We start from the raw sequence: 15212 nt of genomic DNA on the forward strand, positions 1-15212 counted from the left end.
CAAGCCTATCGAGGCTTCCCAGGACGTTCTCGACGTTGTGCAGGGAGGTGAGACAATGTTCACAAGACGTTGCGAAAGCCGCTCTTGGCCCCCGCGAGCGATTGTTTTCGAAAAGCGGACTGATCAGGCATCACGACAACGCCCCTGCACCTGTCTTTTCAGGTAGCGCACGCCTGGACGGGGGCGCCAGGCCGACCACCAACATGGCCGACGGCCACCCGCTCGCCGACACGGCTTGAGCGAACACCGCGCCCCGGCCTGGCCGGGGCGCCTTTTCGCGTCTGCCCTGACCGGCGCTTCGGTAGTCCTCTTCGCGGTTGGCGGTTCGTCGACCCGGGGAGGCAGCGACCTTGATGGCGACGCAAGCGCCCTTGGCCTTGGCGCCTTCTTCCCTAGCGTCTCGACAGCGCCGTTCATGGCGCTCTCGGCCCCAGCGGCCCGGCCAGACGCCCCCCCGACGATCGCCGGGCCGCACCCGGTCCTCATCGCTCCACAGCTTTGTCTGCACCCGGCCGGGCGTCTTGGCCGTTGTAGAATGATGGCAAGACCCCCCAAGCCCCCACACACCGGTCAGGGCGAACTGATCATCTCTCGGGAGAGCCACGCCGTGGCGTTTTCTCTGCACTATCTCGACAACCGAGGCCTGCGCTCGGCCAAGGGCGGCGTCACCGGTGACCCCGACGCGATGCGACAGGCCTTTCGCCAAGGCCGAGTCCGCCTGGCGCTCGATGATGGCAAGGCTTTCGACGTCTCGATCATCGCCCACGCGGAAGGCAGCGCCACGGCTTACTTCGAGAGCGCCATCGACGTCCGCTGACACGCGATCGCGAACGCCCGGCGATGAATCCTTCCCGCAGGTTGCGCGTTGATGGCCCAAGGAGTTTGCGATGACCCAGGCCGCCAACGACGATCGCCGCTTTTCCGTCTACGCCGATCACGCCGGGCGTCATCACGCCCGTGTCGTCCACGAGCCGAGCTTCGAGGCCGCGGCCGTGGCCTATGTCGAGGATCTCGCCATCGCGCCGGAGGATGACGAGGCCATTCGAGTCATCGTCCGCGACCTCGACGGCGGCGGCGAACATTGCTTCCGGATCGATCTGGAGACGGGCGAGACGGCCCCCTGCGGCTGACCGAAACGAATCACTCGGAGTCCCGTTGAGTCCCAGCGCCCGACCACACGCAATGGGCCTCAAGGATCAACGACATGGCTTATCGCCCGACTTGGCAAGGGCACCTGCGCCTCTCGCTCGTCACATGCCCGGTGGCGCTCTACACCGCCACCAACAGCGGCGGCGAAGTGCATTTCAACCTGATCAATCCCGACACCAACAACCGGATTAAGATGGTCACGACCGATCCCGATACCGGGCCGATCGAGCGCTCGAAGCTGGTCAAGGGCTACGAGGTCTCCAAGGGCGAATACATCCTGATGACCCAGGACGAGATCAACAGCGTTAAGCTGGAGTCGACCAAGACCATCGACATCGAGCGCTTCGTCCCGGCCGAGGATATCGACCGGCGTTATTGGGACAACCCCTACTATCTGGCCCCTGACGGCAAGCTGGCCCAGGAGGCCTTCGCGGTGATCCGCGAGTCCATGGCCCGCTCGGGCCAGATCGCTCTGGGCCGCGTCGTCATGTCGACCCGCGAGCGCCTGCTGGCCTTGGAGCCGCATGACAAGGGCATCCTGGCCTACACGCTGCGCACGGATGCGGAGGTGCGTAACGAAGCCGAAGTCTTCGGGTCGATCAGCGACGCCAAGCCCGACGAGGCGATGATCGCCATCGCCCAGAAGATCATCGAGCAGAAGGAAGGCCCTTTCGATCCGAGCCAGTTCGTCGATCGCTATGAAGAGGCCCTGAAGGATCTGATCAAGGCCAAGCAGAAGGGCCACAAGGTGGCCAAGGTGGCCGAGCCCGAGGACACCAATGTCGTTGACCTGATGGCGGCGCTGCGCGCCAGCCTGGGCGGCAAGGGCGACGCCCCGGCCAAGGTCAAGTCGACCGCCAAACCCGCCGCCAAAAGTAAGACCGCGACCAAGCCCGCAAGCCGCACAGCGGCCAAGGCGCCGGCCAAGACCGCGCACAAGAAGGCCAGCTAGGTCTCGCCGCCGGCGGCCGGTAGGCGCGCCGCGCCTTATCCAGCGCCGCCTCGGCGGCCTTGCGCTCAGCGATCCAGCGTTGGCGCGACGCGATCTCGTCGGCCTCCAGCGCCGCGCGCCGCTCCGCCAGCGCGGCCTCCTCGTCCAGGCGCCGGCTATTGATGGTTGTCAGGGCCTTTTCGGCGGCGATCAGGTCCGAGCGATTAGGCGGCGGCGCCTTGGGCGCCGGCGCTGGCGCGGTCTTGACGACCTTCAGGTCCGGTTTCTTGCGCTTGGGCGCGTCCGGGACCTGAGGCAGGCCCGGCTCCAGGCTGAACGGATCCTTGGATCCGACGGCGCGACGCAAGGGGACCCCCGGATGGGCCAGCGCCGCGGCGATGGCGTCCAGATCGTCGCTGACCTTGGCGCGGCCCTCGGCGAAGAGGTTCTGCCGCGTGCCCCAGGCTTCTAGCGCGGCCGCCTGGCTTCGCGCGGCCACCACGCTGTCGTGGAAGCCGAACTGCGCAGCATAGACCTTCAGGCGCGGGGGCTTGGCCATGTCACACCTTGCCCAAGCGCCGGATGGCCTCTTCGAGCGGCCGCTCGCCGTCGCAATAGTCTTCCCAAGCGGTGAGCCTACGAACCAGCGCCGGGGCGGTTCGGACCGTGTACTTGGCGGGATCCAGGCCCTTCTTCACCTGCGTCCAGGACAGCGGCATCGATACCGGCGCGCCAGGCCGGCCGCGCGGCGACAGCGGCGCGACCGCCGTGGCCATGCGATCGTTGCGTAGGTAGTCCAGGAAGATCTTCCCACCGCGCTTGGCCTTGGCCATGACGATCAGGTAGCGATCGGGATTGTCGGCCGCCATGGCCTTGCAGACGTCGCGCGCGAAAGCCTTGGCGATATCCCAGTTGAGCCCCTCGGCCGACAGCGGCGTGACGACGTGCAGCCCCTTGCCGCCCGTGGTCTTGCAAAACGACACCAAGCCAAGATCCTGCAGACGGTCGCGAATCTCGCGCGCGCCTTCGATCACCCAGTCGAACGGTACGTCCGGGGCGGGGTCGAGATCGAAGACCAGGCGCCCGGGCTGCTCGGGCAGGAACGGCTCGCTGTTCCAGGGGTGAAGTTCTAGCGCGCCGACCTGGGCGGCGGCGACCAGGGCCTCGACGCTATCGAACTGCAGGTAAGGCTTGCGATCGCCCCAGACCTCGACCTCGGTGATCAGCGACGACTGGCCCGCGCTCGTGTGGCGCTGGAAGAAATTCTGCTTGCCCTCAATGCCGTCGGGCATGCGGATCATTGAACAGGGTCGCCCTCGGACGTGGTCGATCATCCACGGCCCCACCGCCTCGTAATATTGCGCCAGTTCCAGCTTGCTGACCGCTCGTCCATCGCTCGCGTCCGGCCAAAGCGCCTTGCCGGCATTGGAGATGGTCTGGCCCATCACCACGGCCGCGCCGCGCGGACTGACCGTGGCCGACTTGACCGTGACGGCGCCGGGCGCCGCCGCTGGCTTGGCCTTCTGGGCCTTGGGCTCGGCCAAGGGCGTGTTGGCAGGGGCTGGCTCCAAGGTATCGACCTCGGCCGCCGGTTTGTCCTCGCGCAGGCCCTTGAACGCAGCCTGGCGCAATTGGCCATCGGCGGTGAAGCCTTCGTACTCGATCTCGGCGACGAGCTGGGGCTTGACCCAGTGGACCTCGCCCTGGCGCCCCGCGCGGCTGGGCCCTTCCTTGCCCTCGAACGGCGACTTGGCGATCGCCAGCGCTTTCAGCTTGGGCAGGATCACGGCGATTTTGTCACGTCCAAAGCCCGTGCCGATGCGGCCGATATGGAAGAGCTTGCCGTCACGATACACGCCGGCGATCAAGGAGCGGAAGGCGCCGTTGGTCGTTGTGTAGCCGCCAATGACCACCTCGTGCCCGGCCCTGCACTTGGATTTGGTCCAGGTCTCGCCCCGGCCCGACCGATAAGGCGCGTCCAGCCGCTTGGAGATGATGCCTTCCAGATCCATGCGACAGGCCGACAGCAGCACCGCATCGCCAGCGGTGATGAAGTGATCGACATAGCGCAGAACCGTCCCCGCCCCGTCCAGATGGGCCGCCAGACGATCCTTGCGTTGAGCCAGCGGCAACTCGCGCAGGTCCTCCAGGCCGTCGAACAACTGGTCGAAGACGAAGAACACCAGCGATCCGGTCTCACCCGATGAGATCGCCGCCTGCAGGGCCGCGAAGTCCGGCGCGCCGGTCTCGTCCAGGACGACGACCTCGCCATCGATGATCCCGTCGCCGAGTTTAGCGCCGGCCGCCGTGATTTCGGGAAACTTCGCCGACCAGTCCAGGCCCTTGCGCGTGCGCAAGGCCGCCTCGCCGTCCAGGGTGCGGAGCTGCATGCGATAGCCGTCGAACTTGATCTCGTGGGCCCAGCCGGGGCCGGCGGGCGGCTTGTCCACCGGCTCGGTCAGTTGCGGCTCGATGAACTCGGGCAGGACCTTGACGGCTTGGCCCTTGGCCGCCGCCTTGGCCCTCGCCGGCTTGATCAACCCCGCCGGCGCGCTGTCGTCCCGGTTGGATTGCCAGACCGCGCCGGCGTCGGCGCCCGAGGCGGTCATGAACGGAGTGGCGGCCTTGCCCTTGCCATTCGCGATCTCGACCATGGTCCGCCCCGACGCGATCGACCGGTCTTCATCGCTCGGCCCAATGGGATTGCCGACCTCGGCCCCCTCGTCGCGATGCTTGATCAGCATCCAGCTGGCGCGACCCCGGCTGTCGCGCTTGGTGCGCACGATCACCCATGAGCCGTGCATGCGGCCGCCTTCCATGGCGAACTTCAGCTCGCCCTTGGCCAGGGCCGCGCCGATCTTCTCGAAGCCCTTTTCCGGCGCCCAGTAGCCGCGGTCCCACAGCATCACCGTGCCGCCGCCGTACTGTCCCTTGGGGATGGTTCCCTCGAAGTCGCCGTAATCGAGGGGATGATCCTCGACCTCCATGGCCAGGCGACGATCGGCTGGATCCAGGGACGGACCCTTGGGCACGGCCCAGGACTTGAACGTACCGTGATATTCGAGCCGGAGGTCGAAGTGCAGATGCGAGGCCGCATGCTTCTGGATGACGAAGCGCAGAGCCTTGGACGGCACGACCTTGTCGTTCCCGGACGGCTCGGCCGTCTGGGAGAAGTCTCGCATTCCCTGATATTTTGATAGTTTGCTGGCGGCCATCTGAACTTCCTTCCATAGGCCACAACGATCTTCCCAGAACCGTGATCCCGACAGTGTCCGAGCCAGTTCGTCGACCGCTACGAAGAGGCCCTGAAGGACCTGATCAAGGCCAAGCAGAAGGGCCACAAGGTCGCCAAGGTCGCCGAGCCATCGCCACACGCTTTGGCCCGCCGCCAGGCGCCGGGCTCATTGCCCGCAAACTACTGGAAACGAGAATCGTTTAGGGTGGCCGCGCCCACCTATTTGGACAGCCATCCCGCTCCCCGTGAGCCTGCCGATATCGCTGAGCATCACGCTATTGTCTTTCGCGATCCCCAGTCGCGACGACCGTTCACGTGGGAGTTTCATCGCGGCGGAAAGGCCGTGGAAGTTTCCGTCGGCGGCCGAGTTGTACTCGACGACCCTTCCGCGGCCCTGGCGGCCTGCGAAGCGGGATCCGGAGTGTTCCAGAGCTTTGAATTAGGCCTTGAGCCGTGGCTGGAAAGCAGGCGTTTGGTCACCCTGCTCGACCAATGGTCGGAGGAGCGCTTCCCGCTCTATGCCTATTATGCATCTCGCCGCCAGCTCCCTAGCAAGGTGCGCGTCTTCCTGGATTTTCTCGGCGCCACGCTGTCCACGTAACCCAGCCTGCCTCGCGAGGTGCTCGCATTCGATGTCAGGCGACGCTGCGCCACAAGCCGCCATTGGGGCCGCTCCAGGAACCGGACCTTCAGCCGACCGTACGAAGGCCGCGCGCCGCTCCCGCGCTTGCCTTCGCTCGCGCACCTTTGTGGACGTCGGCCGCGCGGCGAAGCTCGTCGCAAAGGCCCTCGAACAGTTCGAAGTATCGACCCTGCAAGTCGGCCTGGTCCGAAGAGAACGCAGCTGCCGCAGCTGGCCGCGATCGTTCGACGGCCAGCCCCACACCCTCGCCTTGGAAGAGGGCGTAGCAGCGGCAAAAGCCGAGCGGGGCCCCAGAGCGACCGCCCGTGAGCAAGCTACCACAAATGCCAGTCGTCGAGCGCGAACGAGAGCGGACCTAGCAAAGCCAGGATCGTGATCAGCACTGTCGCGGCGACAATACCGAATGCGAGATACTTCCATCCGCCATGGCCGCCGTACCAGCGCAGGATCGCCGGCGGCGCAGCGGGGCCGAAGTCGCGGACGATACGCTGACTGTAGATGATGGCGCCCGTGATCGAAATTGACGTCAGAATACTCCCAAAGGCGAACCACAGGACCTTGGTGACCAGGCCGCCGAACGTGCCGAAGTGAAGCGGATTGGCCGCCAGAAAGACGCGGACGAGCGCATTCTGACGGTCGGCCATCAGGTGCTGGGTGGGCGCGCATCGCACGGGATCGATCGTCACCCTGTTTCCGTTTTCCGACGTCAGGAGGGCGTCCCCCTGTCCCATGACCACGATGGGCTCGCCGACCTTTTCCGGGAGCACCACTATACGGATGTCCAGCTCGGGGGCCTTCTGCGACAGGAGCGCCAGGCACTGATCGAGCGTGGTCGCTCGGGAAGTCCGGACCGGGGCTGCCGTCGACCGGGCCGAGGGCTCGATGCCGACCGAGCCGACGAGATAGATCAACCCGGTGACAGCGATGATGGCCGTGAACCAGATCGACCAGAGCGCCGCGAAGCGATGGAGGTCACCCGCGAAACGACGCAGCTGGCCTCGCCGATAGAGCGGCGCCTTGAGGAAGCCGCGCCAAAACCGCTTGTAAGAGACGAGCCCCGAAACCAGAAGAACGGTCAGCAGGACGGAAAACAGGCTGACAAAGAAGTAGCCCAAAGCGTTGGGCAGCATGAGCCGGCGGTGGAGCTGACGCAGCACTTGCTGAAAGTTGCGCCAGGGCGTCGCGCCAGCGAACGCTCCATCCTGCGGATTGATCCAAATCCGTCGCGTCTCTCCCGATGGGAACGTGACGATGGCTTGCGCGCCGAACCCCCTTTCCGAGGGTGCGCGCAGCATCTCCACGCGCCCGCCGTCGGCATGAGCCAGCGCTGTTCGATGGATCCGATCCCATGCGATGGGCGCGTTGGACGGGGCCGCCGACCGCATCGCCGGCGACAGCAACCAATCGATCTCGTTGGAGACGGTCGCCAGCGTGCCTGTGGCCAGGATGAAGGTCAGAATGACGCTGAGTTTCAGACCCGCCCAGCTGTGGACGCGCCACCAGACCGATCGCCTTTTTTCTTTGGCCATGATCGTCAGAAGCGCTTGCGAACCTCGACGAACGCCGTGCGAGGCTTGCCTGGGAAGGAGCCGTTGCGCAGGCCAAATCCCGACGCGGCGTACCTGCGATCGAAAAGGTTTTCGACGCGCAGCATGATCTCGGCGAAGCCCAGGTCGGTGGTGATCGTGCTGTCGAACACGACGTAAGGCTTGACCCGTTCGCCGTTGAAGCCGCGCTGAGCCGACACGTACTGGCCGCCGGCGGCGAAGGCGGTGCGGAGGCCCGCCACCTGATAGCGCGTCCAGAAGCCGGCCTGGTTTTCGGGCGCGTTGACGAAGCGGTCGCCCACGGCGTTGATCAAGGACTGTCCCGGCGCCGTGCCGGTGATGCGCGTGTCGTTGCGCGCGTAGTTTGCCAGCAGCAGCCAGTTCTTGGTGATGTCGCTCGAAAGGGTCAGCTCCACGCCCTTGCTGGTCACCTCGCCGATCGGCGCTAGCTGATCGACGCCATTGACTGGAGGCTTGGCCGCATCGACCTGCAACATGTTACGTCGGACGATGCGGTAGGCGGCGATCGCCGCCTGCACCTTGCCGCCGAGCAGCGCCGTCTTGACGCCGCCTTCGACCTGGTCACCGGTTACCGGCGCGAAGGGGCCGCCGACCGTCGGCGACTGATCAGCGGTGTTCTGCGGCTCGAAGCTGTCCGACCAGCTCAGATAGACCGAAACGTCGGCGCGGGGCTTATAGATCGCCCCGGCCCGCCAGGTGGTGGCCCCGCCCTTCCCGCCGGCTCCCGCGACCCGATCGCGGTCTTCGAACCAGTCGTGGCGCACCCCGCCCACGAGCAGGAAACGGTCGCCCAGCGCCAGCTGATCCTGGGCGTAGACGCCGTATCGCGTGGCGCGTGTCCGCTCGATCTCGAACGGCATGTCCGCCACGCCGTAGCTCGAAATCGGCGTGGCTCGATAGACGGGATTGCGCAGGCTGATCGCCGGCACGACGCCCCCAATTTCCACCGGATCGGCGCCCCGATTGCGGAAGACCGCGTCCTCTTGATACCAGTCCCCGCCCACCAGAACAGTGTGCTCGATGGCGTTGGTGTGCAGCTTGGCGATCAGATTGGCCGCCGTCGAAAGGCCCTCGGTGCGCCGGATCTGGTCAGCGAAATCCCGCGGCACACTGTCGAGCACGCGGCCGTCGGCGCCGAGCTGATAGATGGGGTTATGGAACTGCTGGCGCTCGTTGTAGCGGAACCACCGCCCGCTGACGTTGACAGAGACCGCATCGCTCAATTCGCTTTCGACAAGCGCCTGATGGTACTGGGTGTTGATCTTGATGAAGTCGGTTGGCTCGGCCGCGTTGAACCGCACGCCGGCCTGCAGATTTCCGTCCCTGTCGACCGGCACGCCGCGCAAGCGGTTTCCCGGCAAGTTCTGGTCGGCATAGGTCGATTGCACCGTCGCCTTGGTCGCCTCGCCCAGCTTGAAGGTCAGGCCGGCGTCTCCGATCGCCGTGCGGTTACTGGCGTTGCGACGGAAATCGTCGAACCTTTCGTAAAACCCGCCGAGGCGGCCGGTGATCGAACCCTCCGTGTCCAGGGGCCCGGTGACGTCTCCCGAGGCGCCGAGACGATCGCGCGTGCCCACGATCGCCCGCAGGTTCGCCGCGAAGCTGTCGCCCGGCTTCTTGGTCACGTAGTTGATCGTTCCGCCGGGAGAGCCCGGGCCAAACAGCATGCCGGCGGGCCCCTTCAGGAATTCGACGCGCTCGATCGTGAACAACTGCGGCACCGAAAACGCCTGATAGGGATCGCCGCGCAGACCGTCGTAGAACGCACCCTGCTGACGAAAGCCCCGGAAGGTGACGCCCGAATACGAGAAGAAGCTCACGCCGGCGACGTCACGATAGAGGTCGGTAATCTGGCGCGCGCCCTGATCCTGGATCAGCTGGGCATTTATGACGTCAACCGACTGCGGAATATTGATCGGATCGTCGGCCACCTTGCCGATCTTCGTCGACGTCGTTCGATAGAGCTGCTGGGCGCGCGCCGTGACGATAATGTCCTCGATCCACGTGTCGTCCCGCCCCGCCGGAAGCGATTGCGCGCAGGCGATCACAGGGCAGGCCGCTAGCACGGCCACCATCGACACAATGTACTTCACCAAACACCCCGACGAATCGCAAATGATAATCACTCGCGATATACCGGAACATTTCTAAGGGACAACATGCTTTCGGCGACGCGACATGAGGAGCGGGCTAGGGTGGCGCGCCCTTCAAACCTTCAGGCCGCCTTCGAAGGACACGTCCACCTGACCGGCCCGCGCCAATAGCCGAACTTGGTGTGCCTCCAAGAACCGAACGTTCAACCCAGGTTGGTGCGGCCGGCGCCGACGCGTTGCTGATGTTAAGAAAGCCCGATGCCTGGCGAAGGCTCGGCAAGGAGACGGCGGACAGCTTCCGCCAGCTCATTGCTTCGGAACGGCTTGGTCAGTCGGGGTAGGTCCGCCGCGATCCCCTCGGTCTCCGCGTATCCCGAGACGATTAGGATTGGCAGGTCAGGGCGGTTTGCGCGGATCTGGGCTCTGAGCTCTACGCCTGTGCATCCTGGCATCAGGTGATCGGTGACGACCAGACGGACATCGTCAACCAGCTCGAGCGTGCTAAGCGCCTCAGGAGCCGACGCCGCCTCAATGACCTCGAATCCGAGGTCGACCAGCATATCCGCCGTCGTCGTTCGCACGAGTTCTTCATCATCGACCAACAACACCCGTCCGCGAATAGCTTCCCTGCGAGACTCCGCGTCCCCAGCCTTGCTGACGACAACCGGAGCATCGCTTTTCGGGAGCCAAAGCTCCACCGTGGTGCCCTGCCCAATCTTGCTTTGAAGTGTGAGGGCGCCGCCGAGCTGTGCGGTCAGGCCATGCACCATCGACAGACCCAGCCCTGTGCCCCGACCGATGCCCTTGGTGGAGAAGAACGGTTCGACCGCGCGCTGCAGCGTTTCTTCCTCCATCCCGGAGCCGGTGTCGACGACGGCAAGGTAGAGGTACTCCCCCGACGTAAGACCAGAGCGGTGACCATCTCTCACGCTCTCGCGCCGGGCGATCAGGACCAACGCCCCGCCATTTCCCATGGCGTCCCGGGCGTTTACCGCGAGGTTCACGACGGCCATTTCGAGTTGGTTGGGATCCCCGATGGCGAGGGGCAGATCAGGCTCGATCTTGGTCTGGATAGCAATGGTCGGGCCGACCGTGGTCTCGAGCAAGCCAGTGAGTCCCTGGACGAGGGTGGCGAGGTTCACCGCCACACGCTGAAGGGGCTGACGGCGTGCGAAGGCAAGCAGACGCTGCACGAGAACTCTGGCGCGCTCGGCGGACTGGAGGGCGCCATCGATCAGACGCCTATCGCGCTCATCACCCAGGCCGCGTCGCTGTAGCATGTCCAGAGACCCGAGGATGGGCATCAGCAGATTGTTGAAATCGTGAGCCACGCCGCCCGTCAGCTGGCCCATCGCCTCCATCTTCTGGCTTTGCCGCAGCTGGTCTTGGGCTGTGACGAGCTCGCCACGCATCTTCTCAGTCTCGGTCACCTCTTCGACTTGGTGGATGATAAAGGCCACCTCACCTTTTTCGTTGAGGACGGGGATGTTGATGGGGCTCCACCAGCGTTCGACGAAGGCGCCGTGGACATCGCGCACCGCGTAGCGTTGCGTGGGCATGGTGTCGGCTCGCCGGGTTGTCATGACCCGGTTCAGTGAGGCGGTGAGATTCTCCACACCATCGGCCGTCGGATCGGCGGGATCATCCGGGAAGACGTCAAACAGTGGCCGTCCGAGCTGCTGGTCGAGTGTCGTGTCCGTGATTTCCAGGCGCGCGCGGTTGGCGGCGACGATGGACCAGTTGGGCGGCTCGACGACGATGATCGGCGCCGGTGAAGCGTCGAAGAAAGCCTTGAAGTCAGGGGCCATCGCCACGGTCACCAACCTTGTAAGTGTTACTAGCAGATGACCTCGGAAACGAGCTGGTCGGCTGGCGCAGGACATGGCCGTGAGCCGACAAGCCGGAACCTGGCGACATTATTTCTTGGGCCAGTGGCGTCAACGCCCAGGATGGTCGTTGCAATCCAATACAGGCGGCCAAGCTTCACCTTGACGAATTGTTGTGGTCATCTGCTTGGCGTCTTTGTCTGAGGCCCCGGTCTGCTACTGGACATACGCGGGGGCGCGGCGCCCCGACGATCTGCGAGCAAATCGAACACGTCGCTGAAGCTGGCTGAAGGTGCGCCTTCCGGCGCAGAGCCCGTGTCCACTCCCCTCCTCGATCGATCCGAGTCTGTGTCCCGCTATGAGCGGTCTTTGGTCTGCCTCCAGAAAGCGGACATTCAACCGTTGCAAGGATCTTTGACAGCTTGCTCCCGGATTGAACTATGCTGGCGGTTTCGGCGGCTCGCGAGGACCTGCCGGCGCATGTTGTGGCAAGCGTGGCAGACCGCCGATCATGCCGTCCGGACGCGCTTTGGCCAGCATGCGCTGGTAGGCGGGGCGCGCCTCGATCCTGGCCTTCCATGCCGCCACGTTCGGAAATTGCGACTCCTCGACCAAGTTCAAGCCGGTCGCGGCGTTCAGCGGGAACATCATCATGATGTCGGCCCCGGAAAAGGCCGCGCCGCCAAACCAGGCGTGCTGGCCTAGAAAATTTTCAGCGAACTGCACCACGGCCTCGGAATCGACCAGGCGCGAGCGCTGCTTGGGCGGCTGGGCGGTCCAGGCGCGGTAGTCGGAGAACAGACGCGCCGCCAGGCTGCCTTCCGCGTAGTGCATCCACATCAGGTGGTCAGGATAGTCGCGGCTGTCCAGCGCCGGTTGCAGGCGCCCCGGAGCGTGGCGGCTGAGGATCAGCTCGATGATCGCGCCGGACTCGACCAAGACCTGATCGCCGTACTTCACGGTCGGCGCCATTGGTACGACCGGACTGAATTGCCGGATCAGAGCCATCGAGCCGGCCAGATCGCCCCGCTTGAACTTTAGATCGTAGGGGAAGCCCAGCTCTTCCATCAGCCAGACGATCCGCTCTGAACGGCGGCCTTCCAGATGGTAGATGGTGATCGGCGGCAGAGGCGAGGCGGGCTTGGCGCTGGCTTTGGAGGCGATCAGCGGCGCGGCCGCCAGGCCGACCAGAGCGCCCAGCGACGCGCGGCGTCCCATGGACTGTTTCATAGGGCTCTCCCAGAGAGATGACGTGGTTGAGGAAGGCGGGGCGCCGGCGAGAGCGCCGCGCAAACGGGTCTCTAAAAGGCGACATCCAGGCTGATCCCGACCCGGCGCACGGAATCGGGGCTGAAGTACTGGACGTAACCACCGGGATTTAGGGCGGTCACTGGCGACGGCGTGATCTGGGCGGCGTAGCGTTTGTCCAGCAGGTTGCTGGCGTAGAGCGCCACGCTCCAGGCCTTGTCGGGCGCCGAGACGCCGATACGGCCGCCGAGCAGGCCATAGGCCTTCTGGATCGTGCCGGGATCGCCGCTGATCGAGTAGTTGATGTCGCTCTGCCAGTTCCAGTTGGCCTGGAAGAAGCCGCGCAGGCCGGGGCTCAGGGACCGCTCATAGACCGCGCTGACGCCATAGACCCAGTCGGGCACGCCCGCCAGGCTGAGGCCCTTGGCGTTGAAGAAGCCGTCCAGTGAGGTAGGCGTGGCCGGCGGCGCGCTGCACGGCCCGCCCTGGGCGATCTTGGGCTGGCCGAAATAGCACTGCACGCCGTTGAAGTCGGCGTAGCGGGCGTGGGTGTAGGCCAGACCCGCCGTGATGCTGAGGCCGGTCGCCGGCCGCGCCATCAGATTGGCCTCGAAGCCGCGGGTCTTGATCTCGCCGGCATTGGTGATCCGCGAGGAATAGGTCGCGCTGGTCAGGTCCGAGACCTGGGCCTGGAAGTTCTTGACCGTGGTGCTGTAGACGTTGGCGTTGACGATCAGGCGGCGGTCCAGGAACGCGGCCTTCATGCCGGCCTCGTAGCTGGTCGGAATTTCGGGCTGCACGCGCTGGTCGGCCAGGCTGTTGGCGGCGCTGAGACCGCTGAAGCCGGGTCCCTTGTAGCCCCGCGACACCGTCGCATAGGCCATGATGTCGTCGCTGAAGTTATAGCGCGGTCCGATCCGCCACGAGGTGTTGGTGTTGTCGACCTCCTGATGCAGGTCAAGCGTGACTGAACCAGGGATGTAGACCGCGCCCGGCGTCGGAGCGCGGTGATAGTCCAGGGTGATCTCGTCGCGGGTGACGCGGGCGCCGGCGATCAAGTCAAGCTTAGGCGTGATGTGCAGCCCGACCTGACCGAAGCCCGCGAAGCTGGTCGAGTTGATGTCGTTATAGGTCGAAGTCTCGAAGATCGCGCCCAGCGGCGCGCCGGGGATGACCGGGACCACCACGCCGTTGGTCGCCGGCGTGATCCAGCTGAGTTGGCCCCGCTGGCGGATCAGCGACGAGGCCTTGGAGTGGAAGAGATAAAGGCCGGCGACATAGTCGAAGTGCTCGCCGATCGGCGAGGTCAGGCGCAGTTCCTGGCTGAGCCAGTCGGTCTTGCCTGCCCCGCCGTTGGTGTCGACATAGCTGACCGTCGTCAGGTCCCCATCATAGAACGCCTCGCGCTTGACCGAGCGATAAGCGCTGATCGAGGTCAGGGTGTGTTCGCCCAGCCCGTAGTCGATCTGCAAGGTCCCGCCTTGGGCGGTCGACTTGCCTTGCGACGGGCCGTTGGCGGCGACTTGGAAGTTCTTGGGACCCGCGACGACGCCGTAGCGGGCGTTGGTCACCGCAGGCGCGTAGCCCGGCGTGACCTTGCGCCAGGTCGATGAGCAGCAGAAGGCGTCGTTGTCGGTGCGGTCCGCCGAGAAATAGACCGTCAGGTCGTCGCTCGGCCTCCACAGCGCCTTCAGGGTCAGGGTGCTGACGTCCTGGGGATCGGTGAAGGCATTGTCCTTGGCGACGTTGCGGATCAGGCCGTCGCGCTGGTTGTGCGTGGCCACCAGACGCAGGGCCAGCGTATCGCTGACCGCCAAATTGCCGATCGCCTGCAGGACCTCTTCGCCCCGCTCGCCATACTGCAGATGCAGCTGGCCGCTGTTCTCGTTCAGCTTGGGACGGTTGGTGATGAAGTGGACAAGGCCCGCCGAGGCATTCTTGCCAAACAGCATGCCCTGCGGCCCGCGCAGGATCTCGACCCGCTCGACATCGGCCAGGGTGGCCAGGCTGGCGGGGTCGGCCAGCACCACGCCGTCGACGACGGTGGAGATGCTCTGTTCGATCCCCGCCGAGAAGCTACTCGTGCCGACCCCGCGGATCGTCAGGCCCGAGGCGCTGCTGCTGAGGCTCTGCTTGAAGCGGACGCTGGGGTCGATCAGCGACAGCTGCTGGGGCTGGGTGATGTTCATGGAGGCCAGCGCCTCGCCCCGCACCGCGGTGATGGCCAGAGGCACGTCCTGCACGTTCTCGGCCCGCTTCTGGGCGGTGACCATGATCTCGTCGACAATGATGACGGGGTTGGTGGGGCGCGACGTCTCGTCTTCGGCCAGGGCCCCGCCGGCGGCGAGCATCGTGGTGACGCCGACCGAGGCCCCCATGAGCAGATGGGTTCTCAGAATTCGCGACGGGGTTTTCGTCGTACGGGATTGGACGGGCACGGCGCATTCCTCCTCGAGCCGCTGCGCGGCTTCTTTTGTGATCAGTCGGGCGCACGCCTTCGCCGCCCGCCTGACGGCGGT

At 65.3% G+C, this 15212-nt stretch carries 11 protein-coding genes; 4 read left to right on the forward strand and 7 right to left on the reverse strand.

Annotation, left to right across the window (positions count from 1 at the left end; all coding sequences use genetic code 11):
* Positions 1 to 607 precede the first annotated feature (607 nt).
* From MZV50_RS23125 to ku, 3 genes are all read left to right on the forward strand, one after another.
* On the forward strand, positions 608 to 817 hold the full coding sequence (locus MZV50_RS23125) for a hypothetical protein (RefSeq protein ID WP_252631678.1): 210 nt from the start codon (positions 608 to 610) through the stop codon (positions 815 to 817).
* A gap of 70 nt (positions 818 to 887) precedes the next feature.
* On the forward strand, positions 888 to 1130 hold the full coding sequence (locus MZV50_RS23130) for a DUF5961 family protein (protein ID WP_252631679.1): 243 nt from the start codon (positions 888 to 890) through the stop codon (positions 1128 to 1130).
* A 74-nt stretch (positions 1131 to 1204) separates the two neighbouring features.
* Positions 1205 to 2101 carry a non-homologous end joining protein Ku gene (gene ku, locus MZV50_RS23135; protein WP_252631680.1) on the forward strand — a complete coding sequence of 299 codons (897 nt, stop codon included), beginning with the start codon at positions 1205 to 1207 and terminating at the stop codon, positions 2099 to 2101.
* Here ku and MZV50_RS23140 read toward each other — a convergent pair.
* Positions 1995 to 2639, reverse strand: coding sequence for a hypothetical protein (locus tag MZV50_RS23140; RefSeq protein WP_252631681.1), 645 nt, complete (start codon positions 2637 to 2639; stop codon positions 1995 to 1997). The genes ku and MZV50_RS23140 overlap by 107 nt on opposite strands.
* Before the next feature lies 1 nt (position 2640).
* Positions 2641 to 5295, reverse strand: a complete 2655-nt coding sequence (gene ligD / locus MZV50_RS23145) for a DNA ligase D (protein WP_289781890.1) — start codon at positions 5293 to 5295, stop codon at positions 2641 to 2643.
* A gap of 225 nt (positions 5296 to 5520) precedes the next feature.
* Between ligD and MZV50_RS23150 the strand changes: the two genes are divergently transcribed.
* Entirely contained in the window at positions 5521 to 5916 is a 396-nt protein-coding gene (locus MZV50_RS23150; protein WP_252631683.1) for a LysR substrate-binding domain-containing protein, read from the forward strand.
* A 356-nt stretch (positions 5917 to 6272) separates the two neighbouring features.
* Here MZV50_RS23150 and MZV50_RS23155 read toward each other — a convergent pair whose 3' ends face one another.
* The 5 genes from MZV50_RS23155 to MZV50_RS23175 all read right to left on the reverse strand — a co-directional run bounded on the left by MZV50_RS23155 (position 6273) and on the right by MZV50_RS23175 (position 15071).
* Positions 6273 to 7487, reverse strand: coding sequence for a PepSY-associated TM helix domain-containing protein (locus MZV50_RS23155; protein ID WP_252631684.1), 1215 nt, complete (start codon positions 7485 to 7487; stop codon positions 6273 to 6275).
* 5 nt (positions 7488 to 7492) lie between these two features.
* A complete protein-coding gene (locus MZV50_RS23160) occupies positions 7493 to 9619 on the reverse strand; it encodes a TonB-dependent siderophore receptor (protein ID WP_252631685.1) in 2127 nt (708 codons plus the stop codon).
* Between the two features lie 245 nt (positions 9620 to 9864).
* Positions 9865 to 11439 (reverse strand): ATP-binding protein, encoded by a 1575-nt coding sequence (locus MZV50_RS23165; RefSeq protein WP_252631686.1) that lies wholly within the window; start codon positions 11437 to 11439, stop codon positions 9865 to 9867.
* A gap of 444 nt (positions 11440 to 11883) precedes the next feature.
* A complete protein-coding gene (locus MZV50_RS23170; protein ID WP_252631687.1) occupies positions 11884 to 12675 on the reverse strand; it encodes a glutathione S-transferase family protein in 792 nt (263 codons plus the stop codon).
* A gap of 71 nt (positions 12676 to 12746) precedes the next feature.
* Positions 12747 to 15071 (reverse strand): TonB-dependent receptor, encoded by a 2325-nt coding sequence (locus MZV50_RS23175; protein ID WP_252631688.1) that lies wholly within the window; start codon positions 15069 to 15071, stop codon positions 12747 to 12749.
* Positions 15072 to 15212 lie beyond the last annotated feature (141 nt).

This window comes from Caulobacter segnis, from assembly GCF_023935105.1.
Lineage (GTDB): Bacteria > Pseudomonadota > Alphaproteobacteria > Caulobacterales > Caulobacteraceae > Caulobacter > Caulobacter segnis_B.

Excerpts from the sequence above, each read along its gene's own strand:
- MZV50_RS23130 (WP_252631679.1), top strand. The coding sequence starts at position 888 with ATGACCCAGGCCGCCAACGACGATCGCCGCTTTTCCGTCTACGCCGAT.
- ku (WP_252631680.1), top strand. The coding sequence starts at position 1,205 with ATGGCTTATCGCCCGACTTGGCAAGGGCACCTGCGCCTCTCGCTCGTC.
- MZV50_RS23140 (WP_252631681.1), bottom strand. The coding sequence starts at position 2,639 with ATGGCCAAGCCCCCGCGCCTGAAGGTCTATGCTGCGCAGTTCGGCTTC.
- ligD (WP_289781890.1), bottom strand. The coding sequence starts at position 5,295 with ATGGCCGCCAGCAAACTATCAAAATATCAGGGAATGCGAGACTTCTCC.
- MZV50_RS23155 (WP_252631684.1), bottom strand. The coding sequence starts at position 7,487 with ATGGCCAAAGAAAAAAGGCGATCGGTCTGGTGGCGCGTCCACAGCTGG.
- MZV50_RS23170 (WP_252631687.1), bottom strand. The coding sequence starts at position 12,675 with ATGAAACAGTCCATGGGACGCCGCGCGTCGCTGGGCGCTCTGGTCGGC.
- MZV50_RS23175 (WP_252631688.1), bottom strand. The coding sequence starts at position 15,071 with ATGGGGGCCTCGGTCGGCGTCACCACGATGCTCGCCGCCGGCGGGGCC.